The organism is Acidovorax sp. FG27 (assembly GCF_040365715.1).
Lineage (GTDB): Bacteria > Pseudomonadota > Gammaproteobacteria > Burkholderiales > Burkholderiaceae_C > Paracidovorax.
Map to the genome: position 1 here is coordinate 50,204 of NZ_BAABVY010000007.1, position 12,343 is coordinate 62,546.

Below are 12,343 nucleotides of genomic sequence, written 5' to 3' on the forward strand. Positions count from 1 at the left end.
CTTGAAATCGCACCGCAAGGGACGGCCGGGGCCGCCCTTGCGGTGTGCGCGCCATTACTTGGCGCGGGCCGCCATGATGGCTTCGGACACGTTGCGAGGCGCTTCGCTGTAGTGCTTGAATTCCATCGTGTAGGTGGCGCGGCCTTGCGTTGCGGAGCGCAGCGAGGTCGAGTAGCCGAACATTTCCGACAGGGGCACTTCGGCCTTGATGGCCTTGCCGCCGCCGACCATGTCGTCCATGCCCTGCACCATGCCGCGACGCGAGGACAAATCGCCCATCACGGTACCGGCGTAGTCTTCCGGCGTTTCCACTTCCACGGCCATCATCGGCTCCAGGATCACGGGGTTGGCCTTGCGGCAGCCTTCCTTGAAACCGAAGATCGCGGCCATCTTGAACGCCAGTTCGTTCGAGTCCACGTCGTGGTACGAGCCGAAGTGCAGCGTGACCTTGACGTCCACGACCGGATAGCCGGCCAGCACGCCTTGGGTCACGGCTTCGTGGAAACCCTTTTCCACGGCCGGAATGAATTCGCGAGGAACCACACCGCCCTTGATGGCGTCGACGAACTCGTTGCCCTTGCCGGCTTCGTTCGGCTCGATCTTGAGCACAACGTGACCGTACTGGCCCTTACCGCCCGACTGGCGCACGAACTTGCCTTCGGCTTCTTCCACCGTCTTGCGGATAGTTTCGCGGTAGGCGACCTGGGGCTTGCCCACGTTGGCTTCCACGCCGAACTCGCGCTTCATGCGGTCCACGATGATTTCCAGGTGCAGCTCGCCCATGCCGGCGATCAGCGTCTGGCCCGATTCTTCATCGGTCTTCACGCGGAACGAAGGATCTTCAGCGGCCAGGCGTTGCAGGGCGATGCCCATCTTTTCCTGGTCGGTCTTCGTCTTGGGTTCCACGGCCTGCGTGATCACGGGCTCGGGGAACACCATGCGCTCCAGAATGATCTGGGAGTCGATGTCGCTCAGCGTTTCGCCGGTCGTCACGTCCTTCAGGCCCACGCAGGCAGCGATGTCGCCGGCGCGGATTTCTTCGACTTCCAGGCGTTCGTTCGCGTGCATCTGCACGATACGGCCGATGCGTTCCTTCTTGCCCTTGATCGGGTTGTAGACGGTGTCGCCCTTGGACAGAACGCCCGAATACACGCGCACGAAGGTCAGCTGGCCCACGAACGGGTCGGTCATCAGCTTGAACGCCAGTGCCGAGAACTTCTCGCTATCGTCGGCCTTGCGGGTGACGGGGTTCTCGTCTTCGTCGGTACCCGTCACATCATCGATGTCGGTAGGCGCCGGCAGGTAGTCGATCACGGCGTCGAGCATGCGCTGCACGCCCTTGTTCTTGAACGCGGTGCCGCACAGCATCGGCTGGATTTCCGTCGCGATCGTGCGCGTGCGCAGACCGGTCTTGATCTCTTCCTCGGAGAGGTCGCCCTCTTCCAGGTACTTGTTCATCAGTTCTTCGGACGCTTCGGCAGCGGCTTCGACCATCTTCTCGCGCCATTCCTTGGCGGATTCCACCAAGTTGGCCGGGATGTCTTCGTAGGTGAACTTCATGCCTTGCGAGGCTTCGTCCCAGATGATGGCCTTCATCTTCAGCAGATCGACCACACCGGTGAAGTTCTCTTCCGCGCCGATCGGGATCACCACGGGCACGGGGTTGGCCTTCAGGCGCAGGCGCATCTGGTCATAGACCTTGAAGAAGTTGGCGCCGGTACGGTCCATCTTGTTCACGAAGGCCAGACGGGGCACCTTGTACTTGTTGGCCTGGCGCCAGACGGTTTCCGACTGGGGCTGCACGCCGCCCACGGCGCAGTACACCATGCAGGCGCCGTCCAGCACGCGCATGGAACGCTCCACCTCGATGGTGAAGTCCACGTGGCCGGGGGTGTCGATGATGTTGAAGCGGTGCTCGGGGTAGGACATGTCCATGCCCTTCCAGAAGCAGGTCGTGGCGGCCGACGTGATCGTGATGCCGCGCTCTTGTTCCTGCTCCATCCAGTCCATGGTGGCAGCGCCGTCGTGCACTTCACCGATCTTGTGGTTCACACCGGTGTAGAACAGGATGCGTTCGGTCGTCGTGGTCTTGCCAGCGTCGATGTGGGCCGAGATACCGATATTGCGGTAGCGCTCGATGGGGGTCTTGCGTGCCATGATGTTTCTTTCGTTTAACGGCTAAGAGCCCGCCCGCCAAAAATGGCGAATCGGGCTCCCAGCTTTCGAGATATGGGGACGAAACCCGGACTTAGAAGCGGAAGTGGCTGAAAGCCTTGTTGGCTTCGGCCATACGGTGCACTTCGTCACGGCGCTTCATCGCACCGCCACGGCCTTCCGTGGCTTCCAGCAGTTCGTTGGCCAGGCGTTGCGCCATCGACTTCTCGCCACGCTTGCGGGCGGCTTCCTTGATCCAGCGCATCGACAGGGCCAGACGGCGCACGGGACGCACTTCGACCGGCACCTGGTAGTTGGCACCGCCCACGCGGCGGGACTTCACTTCGACCATGGGCTTCACGTTGTTGATGGCAACGGTGAAGGCTTCCAGGGGGTCCTTGTCAGGGTGCTTCTTCTCGATCAGTTCCAGGGCGCCATAGATGATGCGCTCTGCGACTGCCTTCTTGCCGCCTTCCATGATCACGTTCATGAATTTGGACAGCTCGACGTTGCCGAACTTTGGATCCGGCAGGATTTCACGTTTGGGGACTTCGCGACGACGTGGCATTTTTCACCTCTATCTTTGCTTCAGTTGGCGCCTTTCCAGGCACCGCGAGAGCCAATGCAGGACTCCCACTTACTCGACCCGCGCAGAACACCTGCGTTTGGGGCCACTACGCTGCTTCACCGCGCCACGCGGGAACAGCACCGAAAATTCTTTTGCAAAAAGCGCAGGGCTTACTTGGCCTTGGGCTTCTTGGCACCGTACTTGGAGCGCGCCTGCTTGCGGTCTTTCACGCCTTGCAAGTCGAGCGAGCCGCGCACGATGTGGTAACGCACACCGGGCAAGTCCTTGACACGACCGCCGCGAACCAGCACCACGCTGTGCTCCTGCAGGTTGTGGCCTTCGCCGCCGATGTAGGAGATGACTTCGAAGCCGTTGGTCAGGCGCACCTTGGCGACCTTACGCAGAGCGGAGTTGGGCTTCTTGGGCGTCGTGGTGTACACACGGGTGCACACGCCGCGGCGCTGAGGAGAGTTTTCCATCGCAGGGCTCTTGGACTTGGTCTTTTCGACCTCGCGCCCCTGACGGACCAATTGATTGATGGTTGGCATTGAAATACGTCCCTAAACGTGAATTTTTCCGTGTAAGCCGTGACGACTTCGTGAACACGAAAACGTGAATCCCTTCGGAAATTCCGAAAAGCCTTCTAATGTAGCAGCAAGCCCCCGAGCGGGCAAGCGACGCGCTTTCCCCATCGTCGCAAGATACGGCATGGCCCGTGAAGGCGCACAGCCCGTGCCAGGACCGCCGCGCAAGGGCCTCCGCGCCCGCAGTGTCTCCCCTGCCGAATGGCAGCGCCATTCGAGAGAAGGGGAGAAGGCGCGCAAAGCGCTCCGGGGGGAAGCCGCTGCTTACTTGATCCAGAGGCGGATCGCGTCCCAGGCGCGGCCGAAGATGCCGGCCTGGTCCACCGCCTCCAGCGCCACCAGCGGCACCTCGGCGATGGGCTGCTCGCCCAGGGACACCTTCAGCGTGCCCACCGGCTGGCCCTTGGTGAACGGCGCGACCAGCGGATCCTGGCGCACGATCTGCGTCGTGACCTTGCCGGCGCTGCCCGAGGGCACGGTCACGACGATGGCGTCGGCGCGGCCGATCTTGAGCGTGTTCTGCGTGCCCTTCCAGACGGCGGGCGTCGCGGCGGGCTGGCCGGCGTCGAACAGCTTGACGGCGTCGAAGGCGGTGTAGCCCCAGTTCAGCAGCTTCTGGGTTTCGTTGGCGCGGGCATTCTCGCTCGTGGTGCCGAGCACGATGGACAGCAGGCGGCGCTGGCCGACGTTCGGGAATTCGCGCTTGGACGTCGCCACCAGGCAGTAGCCGGCCGCCGCCGTGTGGCCGGTCTTCAGGCCGTCCACCGTGGGGTCGCGGAACAGCAGCGAGTTGCGGTTGCTGCCGTTGGACACCGGCGTGCCCGGGTAGGCATACTGCTTGGTGGCGTAGTAGTGCATGTACTCCGGGAAGTCCTTCATCAGCCGGGTGGCCAGCACGCCCAGGTCACGCGCGGTGGTGGTGTGGCCGGGCTCGGTCAGGCCCTCGGGGTTCTTGTACGCCGTGCCCTTCATGCCCAGCGCCTGGGCCTGGTCGTTCATCAGCTTGACGAAGTTCTCTGCCGTGCCGCCCACGCCTTCGGCCAGCGCCATCGTGGCGTCGTTGCCCGACTGCACGATCATGCCCTTGATGAGGTCTTCGACCGGCACCTGCATCTTGGGGTCGATGAACATGCGCGAGCCGGGCATCTTCCAGGCGCGCACGCTCACGGGCAGCTTCTGGTCGAGCGTGATCTTCTTGGCGCGCAGCGCGTCGAACACCAGGTAGCCGGTCATCAGCTTGGTGAGCGAGGCCTGCTCCACCGGCGCGTCGATGTCCTTGGCCGCAAGCACCTGGCCGGCGGTCACGTCCAGCAGCAGGTAGTTGCGCGCGGCGATCTCGGGCGGCTGCGGCGCCTGCACCTGGGCCCACAGGGCGGCAGGCGCGAGCAGGACGGCGCAGACAAGGGTTCGCAGCGAGGGCAGGAAGGACTTCATGGAGGACACGGGCACTTGAGGGAGACGACAGAAAAAGAACGGGGAAAGGCAGGCACCTGCGGTGGACGCCGCAGACGCCGGCGGGCCGGGTCAGACGCCAGCGCCCGGCATCACAGGTCGGACTGCAGGTGGCGGGTGACCAGGTTTTTCAAAAGCGGCAATTGTCCGTGAAAGAAATGGCCGCCTCCGGGCACGACGGTAACGGGCAGTATCTGCGGGCGGGCCCAATCCATCACCGCGGACAGGGGCACGGTGTCGTCGGCCTCGCCATGCACGACCAGCGTGCGCGGGTGTGCCTCGGGCGGTACCGGGGCCACAGTGAAGCGGCTGGCGGCCGTGCCGACCAGCACGGCGCGCTGGATGTCGGCCTGGCGCTCGGCCCAGAGCCGCTCCAGCGCATGGCTGGTGACGAAGGCGCCGAACGAGAACCCGGCCAGCGCCAGCGGCCCCTGCGGCGCGACCTGGCGCACCACGGCCAGCAGGTCGTCCAGCTCGCCCCGGCCTTCGTCGTGCGTGCCGGCGGTGGCGCCCACGCCGCGGAAGTTGAAGCGCACAGCCGTCCAGCCGCTGCCGACGAAGGCGCGCGCCAGCGTCTGCACCACCTTGTTGTCCATGGTGCCGCCGAAGAGCGGATGCGGATGGGCGATGACGGCCACGCCGCGCGGTGCGGCACCCTCGGCCACGGTGGCGGCGTCGCGCAGCGCCTCGATGGCGCCGGCCGCGCCTTCCAGGGTGAGCCGTTCTGTCTGGGAATTCACGATTTTGCTATTAAATCAATAGCTGCCGGCGCTGGATGATCGGGCGCCGGCGGCCTAAAACACTCTGAATCGCTCGATGGTAGGAGCGTTGCGCGGCTCAGCGGCCCACGTCCGGCGGCGTCAGCAGGCGCTCGACGATCTGGCCGTTCTTGAGGTGCGACTCGACGATTTCGTCGATGTCTTCCTTGTCGACGTAGGTGTACCAGGTGCCTTCCGGGTACACGACGGCGATGGGGCCGCCGGCGCAGCGGTCCAGGCAGCCGGCCTTGTTCACCCGCACCTTGCCGGGTCCGGACAGCTTGGCGGACTTGACCTGCGACTTGCAGCGGTCGAAGCCGTCCTGCGCGCCGTAGCGGGCGCAGCTTTCCTCGCCCTTGCCCCGGTCGTTCAGGCAAAAGAAGATGTGGCGTTCGTAGTATTGCGGCGCGGCCGGTGCGTTGTCGGCGGCGGCAGCAGCGGCAGTGGTGGGGTGGTCGCTCATGCGGTCATTCTAGGACGCGCCCCGCAGGGCGCCGGCGCACTCGGGCACTCGGCCGACACGCCGGCCCCGTGCCTTCAACCCGCCGCCGCGGCGGCGGCCGCCGTCTCCCGGTCGCGGCGCGACACGCGCTGCACCACGTAGACCAGCGCCGCATAGGGCCAGAGCCAGCCCAGCCATTGGCCCAGCCCGAAGAAGCGGATGAAGCGGCCCTGCTCCCAGGCCTGCAGCGTCTCGGCGAAGTACGCGCTGGTAGGCGCCTGGTTCAGCAGGTTCAGGTGCAGCGCCAGCGCCAGCAGCAGCAAGGCCGCGCAGGCCCGGCGCGGCACGGCGACGAGCAGCAGCGCCACCACCAGCCCCGCCCAGAGGCCCAGGTTCGCGGGCACGGTGATCCACTCCCAGGCATGGGCCGGCCCCCAGCTCATGGCGGCCGACAGCGCGGTCGCGCCCACCCCCACGGCGACCGTGCCGAGGGCGAACACCGCCCGCCGGCCCAGGTGCCGCATGATGCAAAAGCCCAGCAGGCAGGGAATGAGCACGCCCAGCAGCACGGCCAGCAGCTCCGCGCCCGGCGACAGCGCTTCCAGCGGCTCGGTGCGCACCGGCAGCCATTCCAGGAAGGGCGTGTCCTCCAGCCAGTCGATCAGCGCCCCCTCCAGCCGCTCCCACATCTGCCCCAGGCCGAACGGGACGGCGGCGGGAAAGAGCAGCGCCAGCGGCCAGAGCGCCAGCAGCACCAGCGCGCCGCGCGCGTCGTCGACGAACCAGCGGGCGCGCAGCCGGCTCCAGCGGTCGATGGCGCCCAGCCGCTCCAGCAGCCAGGCCAGCAGCGCGCCCACCAGGGTGCCGGCGGCGTTCAGCGCCAGGTCCATGTTGGACGGCACGCGGCGCGGCAGGTAGATCTGCAGAAACTCCATCGACAGCGACAGCAGCGTGCCCGCCAGGGTGGCCAGCAGCAGCGCCCAGCGCGCCCAGCCGCTGCGCATCATGGCCAGCGCCAGCAGGAAGCCGAAGGGCGCGTAGCCGCCCATGTTGATGTTGACGTCGAACCACGTCCAGTAGGGCGGCGGCATGCGCGCGGTGAGGAAGACCCAGGGCGAGATGCCCTGCTCGCGCCAGCCCTCGAAGGGAAACAGGCTGGCGAAGACGATCAGCGCCGCATAGAGCAGCGCGAGCGGCCAAGCGGAGGTCTTGTGCACGGCGGGTGTCGCTGCGCGGCGCCGGGGCGCGGGTCAGAACGGCTTGACGACCACCAGCACCACGGCCGCCACGAGCAGCAGCACGGGCACCTCGTTGAACCAGCGGAACCAGCGGTGGCTGCGCCGGCTCTGGCCGCTCGCCAGCTTGCGCAGCAGCACGCCGCACGCATGGTGGTAGCCCACGGCCAGCACCACCACCGCCAGCTTGGCGTGCATCCAGCCGTTGCCCGGGCCCCGGCCGATGCCGTAGCCCAGGTAGAGCCAGAGGCCCAGCCCCAGCGCCGGCACCGCCAGCAGCGTGGTGAAGCGCAGCAGCTTGCGCGCCATCAGCAGCAGCCGGTCGCGCTCGGCGGCGGAGCCCGGCGCGACCATGGCCAGGTTGACGAAGATGCGCGGCAGGTAGAAAAGGCCCGCGAACCAGCTGGCCACGAACACGATGTGAAAGGCTTTGACCCAGAGCATGCGGCCAGTGTACGGGCGCCCCATCGGGCCCACGTACCGGCTGCCGCAATGTGGCGCACAATTTCGGCATGCATCTGTCCAGCCCCACCCCGTTCCCCGCCCATCGCCCCCGCCGCCTGCGCCGCGATGCCTTCACCCGCAACCTGGTGCGCGAGAACGTGCTCACGCCGCACGACCTGATCTACCCGGTGTTCGTGCACGAGGGTACGAACCTGCGCCAGCCCGTCACGTCGATGCCCGGGGTGGACCGGCTCAGCCTGGACCTGTTGCTGCCCGTGGCCGAGGACTGCGTGAAGCTCGGCATTCCGGTGCTGGCCCTCTTTCCCTCCATCGACCCGGCGCTCAAGACGCCCGACGGCCAGGAAGCGCTCAACCCCGAGGGCCTGATCCCGCGCGTGGTGCGGGCGCTGAAGAAGGAATTCCCCGAGCTGGGCGTGCTGACCGACGTGGCGCTGGACCCCTACACCAGCCACGGCCAGGACGGCATGCTCGACGAGGCCGGCTACATCATCAACGACGAGACGGTGGAAGTGCTGGTGGGCCAGGTGCTGACGCATGCCGAGGCCGGCGTGGACATCGTGGCGCCCAGCGACATGATGGACGGGCGCATCGGCGCCATCCGCGACGCGCTGGAAGTGCAGGGCCACATCCACACCCGCATCATGGCCTACAGCGCCAAGTACGCCAGCGCCTTCTACGGCCCCTTCCGCGACGCCGTGGGCACGCGCGGCGCCCTGGGCAAGGCGGACAAGAACGTTTACCAGATGGACCCGGGCAACACCGACGAGGCCCTGCGCGAAGTGGCGCTGGACATCGCCGAGGGCGCCGACATGGTGATGGTCAAGCCCGGCATGCCCTACCTGGACGTGGTGCGCCGCGTGAAGGACGAATTCCGCGTGCCCACCTTCGCCTACCAGGTCAGCGGCGAATACGCCATGCTCAAGGCCGCCGCCGCCAACGGCTGGCTCGACCACGACGCCGTGATGATGGAAAGCCTGCTGGCCTTCAAGCGCGCCGGCGCCGACGGCGTGCTGACCTACTTCGCACGCGACGCCGCCCGCCTGCTGCAGCGCCGCTGATCCCACGGCGCCGGACGCCCGGCACTACTAAACTCGTAGCTGTTGGCGCCCGACGGACGGCGCTGGAGCCTGTTTTGACCGAAGAAGCCTCCGCCGGCGCCATCCGCGTCTTCCACATCCAGCAGGGCGCGGCGCGCGAACTGAACGCGCTGCCCACCGCACCGCCCGCGCACGGCTTCTTCTGGATCGCCTGCACCCGCCCCGCCTTCAGCGCCCGGCTGCCCCGCCTGCAGGCCATGCTGCAGGCCACCGCCGGCCTGCACCTGGTGGACCTGCACGTGTCCGACCTGCTGAACGCGCACCTGCCCTCGCACTACGACTACACCTCGCAGTACGACCTGCTGGTGTTTCGCCGGCTCACCGCCACCCAGTGCGACACCGCCGTGCCGCCCGGCGCGGGGGATGCGGGCCCCCCGCAGCGGGGCGGGCCGCCGGTGCTGCGGCGCATCGACACCAGCCCCGTGGGCTTCGCCGTGTTCGACCAGGTGCTGCTGACCGTGCACCCCGAGGACTGCACCGTGCGCGACGCCTTCGCCGCGCGGCTGCTGTCGCCATCGCAGCCGGGCAACGGCGCGGTCGCGCCCTCACCCGGGGCGGCCCCCCCCGGCGCGGCGGCGCAGACGGCACCCCCGCCGCCGCCGGCCGCGAGCGCGGCGGCCGTCACCGCCAGCGAAACCGCGCTGCGCGAGGCGCGCGGCGGCTTCGCGGCCGGCTCGCGCCTGCCCACCAGCCCGGCCGACCTGATGCTGCGGGTGGTGAACCTCATCGTGGACAACTACCTCGATCTGCGGCGCGAACTCTCGCGCCAGCTCGACCACTGGCAGGCCGAGCTGCTCAAGCCCCGCGCCCGCTTCGCCAACTGGAACGCGCTGCTGGAGGCACGGCTCACGCTGCACCAGCTCGACGAGATCTGCGAAGACCAGCGCGCCGCCGTGCAGGACTGGGTGGACACGCTGGAAACCTGGGCGCTGCCGGACACCGTGCCCGCGCTGCGCGAACTGGACCTGCTGAAGGTGCGCAGCCGCGACGTGCTGGAACACATCGAGCGCGTGGTGCACCACGTGCGCCGGCTGGAACAGAGCACCGAGACCGCCGTGCAGATGCATTTCAGCGTGCAGAGCAACCGCACCAACGACATCATGCGCACGCTCACGGCGCTCACCGCCGTGTTCCTGCCGCTCAACCTGATCGCAGGCATCTTCGGCATGAACTTCGAGTTCATTCCGCTGGTGCACAAGCAGGACGGCTTCTGGTGGGCCATGGGCTCGATGACCGTCATCGCCATCGCGCTGATCGCGCTGTTCTGGCGCAAGCGCTACCTGGCCCGCACCGGGCAGGGCTGACGCCCGGGACGGCGGCGCCCGCTCCCCTCACGGTTTTTCCGCGGGCCACGCTACCGGCCGCATTGACCCTGCGCGCATGTCAGACATGGCAAAGGGTGCCGCAACATTAATTGCTTAGTCAATTAATATCGGGGTCATGCAATCCGACGCTTCCGAAGACATCGCCGCCTGCCTGGACCCGCAGTGGCCCGTGCCGCACCCGATCGAGCAGCACCTGGGCTACCAGCTGCGCCGCATCGTGACGCAGCTGAGCGCGCACATCGACCGCCAGGTCGAGCCCCTGGGGCTGACCGATGCCCAGTGGAAGCCGCTGCTGCGTCTGCTGCTGGACCAGACCGGCACCGTCGCCGCCCTGGCGCGCATCTGCCAGCTGGACGCGGGCGGCATGACGCGCCTCCTGGACCGGCTGGAGACCAAGGGCCTGGTGCGCCGCGAGCGCTCGCAGGAAGACCGCCGCGTCGTCAACATCGAACTGACCGACGAAGGCCGCACCGCCGCCCAGCAGCTGCCCGACATGCTGCAGGGCATGCAGCGCTCGCTCCTGCAGGGCTTCAGCGCCGAGGAAGAGGCCCAGCTGCGCGGCTTTCTGGGCCGGCTCTACGGCAACGCCCTGGCGCTGGAGCCGGGCAGTGCGCCGGCCGGCCCGGACAGCTGACACGGCGCAGCACCCCACGCCCCTCCCTTCCCTTCGCCTGTCCCCAGAGCACAACATCATGAAAAACCAGCTCACCCCCTCCCTTACCGCCTCGACGCCGGCGCCTGCCGCCCGCAGCGACGCGGACCAGCCCAGCCCCTTGAAGGGCGCGGCGCTCTACTTCGCCACGCTGGCGCTGGCCATCGCCGCCCTGCCGGGGCTGACCGGCTGCGCCGACATGTCCGGCATCGCGTCGCATGCCCAGATGCGCGACGCGGCCTCGCTGGGCCTGCCCGCCGCGCCGCCGCCCGGCACGCTGCAGGTGGATGCCGCCGTGCCCGCCGACTGGTGGCGCGGATTCGGCGATGCGCAGCTGAACGCGCTCATCGACCGCGCCCTGGCCCAGAGCCCCAACCTGAAGGTGGCCGAAGCCCGCGTGGCCAAGGCCAACGCCTTCACCGAGACCGCCCGCGCCGCCACCGGCCCGCGCCTGAACAGCAGCCTGGACGTGAACCGCCAGCTCTACAGCGCCAACGGCCCCTACCCGCCGCCGCTGGCCGGCAGCACGCTCAACAGCGGCACGGCGCGCCTGACCGGCAGCTGGGAGATCGACTTCTTCGGCGAGCACCGCGCCGCGCTGCAGTCCGCCCTGGGCACGGCCAACGCCGCCCAGGCCGAGGCCCAGTCCGCCCGCCTGCTGCTGGCCGCCAACGTGGCGCGCAACTACATCCAGCTGGCCCGCCTGCAGGCGCAACTGGGCGTGGCCGAGCGCACGCTGGCGCAGCGCAGCGAAACCCTGCAGCTGGTCAAGGACCGCGTGGCCGCCGGGCTGGACACGCAGCTGGAGCAGCGCCAGAGCGAGGGCGGCCTGCCCGAGGCGCGCCAGCAGATCGAAGCGCTGCGCGAACAGATGGCGCTGACCCGCAACGCCCTGGGCGCGCTGGTAGGAGAGCCCAATCTGCCCCTGGCGCTTGAAGATCAAGCGCTGGCAGCTATACATTCGATAGCAACACCCGCCCAGCTGCCGGCCGACCTGCTGGGCCGCCGGCCCGACGTGGCCGCCGCCCGCTGGCGCGTGGAAGCCAGCGCGCAGAACGTGGCCGTGGCCCGCGCGCAGTTCTACCCGAACGTGAACCTGACGGCCTTCGTCGGCCTCTCGTCCATCGGGCTGGACCGCTTCGTGCAGGCGGGCAGCAAGGAATGGGGCGCGGGCCCCGCCATCCGCCTGCCGATCTTCGATTCCGGCCGCCTGCGCGCCAACCTGCGCGGCCAGTCGGCCGACCTGGACGCCGCGGTGGGGAGCTACAACGCCGCCCTGCTGGACGCAGTGCACGACGCGGCCGACCAGATCGCCTCGGCCGCCGCCATCGACCGCCAGGCCGCCGAGCAGCGCCAGGCCGAGGCCGCCGCCGAGAGCACCTGGGCCATCGCCCGCCAGCGCTACCAGGCGGGCCTGGGCACCTACCTGAGCGTGCTGGCCGCGGAAACCACCGTGCTGGCCCAGCGCCGCCAGGCGGTCGACCTGGCCGCCCGGCGGCTGGACAACCAGGTGGCGCTGATGCGCGCCCTGGGCGGCGGCTGGCAGGACACCACCGTGCCCGCCGCGCCCGGCGCCGTCGCCGCCCGCTGAACACCCCCCCATTTTTCGAG

General features: G+C 68.3%; 12 protein-coding genes. 4 read left to right on the forward strand and 8 right to left on the reverse strand.

Going from position 1 to position 12,343, the window contains the following annotated elements; genetic code table 11:
- Positions 1–54 precede the first annotated feature (54 nt).
- The 8 genes from fusA to ABWV53_RS04630 all read right to left on the reverse strand — a co-directional run bounded on the left by fusA (position 55) and on the right by ABWV53_RS04630 (position 7,637).
- Positions 55–2,157 carry an elongation factor G gene (gene fusA, locus ABWV53_RS04595; protein WP_353363404.1) on the reverse strand — a complete coding sequence of 701 codons (2,103 nt, stop codon included), beginning with the start codon at positions 2,155–2,157 and terminating at the stop codon, positions 55–57.
- 91 nt (positions 2,158–2,248) lie between these two features.
- Positions 2,249–2,722 (reverse strand): 30S ribosomal protein S7, encoded by a 474-nt coding sequence (gene rpsG / locus ABWV53_RS04600; RefSeq protein ID WP_056668881.1) that lies wholly within the window; start codon positions 2,720–2,722, stop codon positions 2,249–2,251.
- A gap of 170 nt (positions 2,723–2,892) precedes the next feature.
- A complete protein-coding gene (rpsL, locus tag ABWV53_RS04605; RefSeq protein ID WP_015012185.1) occupies positions 2,893–3,270 on the reverse strand; it encodes a 30S ribosomal protein S12 in 378 nt (125 codons plus the stop codon).
- A 300-nt stretch (positions 3,271–3,570) separates the two neighbouring features.
- Complete coding sequence (locus ABWV53_RS04610; protein ID WP_353363408.1) at positions 3,571–4,740, reverse strand: D-alanyl-D-alanine carboxypeptidase family protein; 1,170 nt, start codon at positions 4,738–4,740, stop codon at positions 3,571–3,573.
- 110 nt (positions 4,741–4,850) lie between these two features.
- A complete protein-coding gene (locus ABWV53_RS04615; protein ID WP_353363410.1) occupies positions 4,851–5,498 on the reverse strand; it encodes an alpha/beta hydrolase in 648 nt (215 codons plus the stop codon).
- Between the two features lie 97 nt (positions 5,499–5,595).
- Positions 5,596–5,979, reverse strand: a complete 384-nt coding sequence (locus ABWV53_RS04620) for a (2Fe-2S) ferredoxin domain-containing protein (RefSeq protein WP_353363412.1) — start codon at positions 5,977–5,979, stop codon at positions 5,596–5,598.
- A gap of 74 nt (positions 5,980–6,053) precedes the next feature.
- Positions 6,054–7,175 (reverse strand): VanZ family protein, encoded by a 1,122-nt coding sequence (locus ABWV53_RS04625; protein ID WP_353363414.1) that lies wholly within the window; start codon positions 7,173–7,175, stop codon positions 6,054–6,056.
- A 33-nt stretch (positions 7,176–7,208) separates the two neighbouring features.
- Positions 7,209–7,637: a CopD family protein gene (locus tag ABWV53_RS04630; RefSeq protein WP_353363416.1), complete on the reverse strand. Its 429-nt coding sequence runs from the start codon at positions 7,635–7,637 to the stop codon at positions 7,209–7,211.
- A 68-nt stretch (positions 7,638–7,705) separates the two neighbouring features.
- On the opposite strand from ABWV53_RS04630, the gene hemB reads away from it, so the two are divergent.
- The 4 genes from hemB (at position 7,706) to ABWV53_RS04650 (ending at position 12,323) form a co-directional block, all read left to right on the forward strand.
- A complete protein-coding gene (hemB, locus tag ABWV53_RS04635; RefSeq protein ID WP_353363418.1) occupies positions 7,706–8,716 on the forward strand; it encodes a porphobilinogen synthase in 1,011 nt (336 codons plus the stop codon).
- 74 nt (positions 8,717–8,790) lie between these two features.
- Entirely contained in the window at positions 8,791–10,059 is a 1,269-nt protein-coding gene (locus ABWV53_RS04640; protein WP_353363420.1) for a magnesium transporter CorA family protein, read from the forward strand.
- A 136-nt stretch (positions 10,060–10,195) separates the two neighbouring features.
- Entirely contained in the window at positions 10,196–10,714 is a 519-nt protein-coding gene (locus ABWV53_RS04645; RefSeq protein ID WP_353363422.1) for a MarR family winged helix-turn-helix transcriptional regulator, read from the forward strand.
- 58 nt (positions 10,715–10,772) lie between these two features.
- Positions 10,773–12,323: an efflux transporter outer membrane subunit gene (locus ABWV53_RS04650; protein WP_353363424.1), complete on the forward strand. Its 1,551-nt coding sequence runs from the start codon at positions 10,773–10,775 to the stop codon at positions 12,321–12,323.
- Positions 12,324–12,343 lie beyond the last annotated feature (20 nt).

Bases quoted from the DNA above. Each gene is read 5' to 3' on its own strand.
- fusA (WP_353363404.1), bottom strand. From the start codon at position 2,157: ATGGCACGCAAGACCCCCATCGAGCGCTACCGCAATATCGGTATCTCG.
- ABWV53_RS04645 (WP_353363422.1), top strand. From the start codon at position 10,196: ATGCAATCCGACGCTTCCGAAGACATCGCCGCCTGCCTGGACCCGCAG.
- ABWV53_RS04650 (WP_353363424.1), top strand. From the start codon at position 10,773: ATGAAAAACCAGCTCACCCCCTCCCTTACCGCCTCGACGCCGGCGCCT.
- ABWV53_RS04610 (WP_353363408.1), bottom strand. From the start codon at position 4,740: ATGAAGTCCTTCCTGCCCTCGCTGCGAACCCTTGTCTGCGCCGTCCTG.
- hemB (WP_353363418.1), top strand. From the start codon at position 7,706: ATGCATCTGTCCAGCCCCACCCCGTTCCCCGCCCATCGCCCCCGCCGC.
- rpsL (WP_015012185.1), bottom strand. From the start codon at position 3,270: ATGCCAACCATCAATCAATTGGTCCGTCAGGGGCGCGAGGTCGAAAAG.
- ABWV53_RS04620 (WP_353363412.1), bottom strand. From the start codon at position 5,979: ATGAGCGACCACCCCACCACTGCCGCTGCTGCCGCCGCCGACAACGCA.
- rpsG (WP_056668881.1), bottom strand. From the start codon at position 2,722: ATGCCACGTCGTCGCGAAGTCCCCAAACGTGAAATCCTGCCGGATCCA.
- ABWV53_RS04630 (WP_353363416.1), bottom strand. From the start codon at position 7,637: ATGCTCTGGGTCAAAGCCTTTCACATCGTGTTCGTGGCCAGCTGGTTC.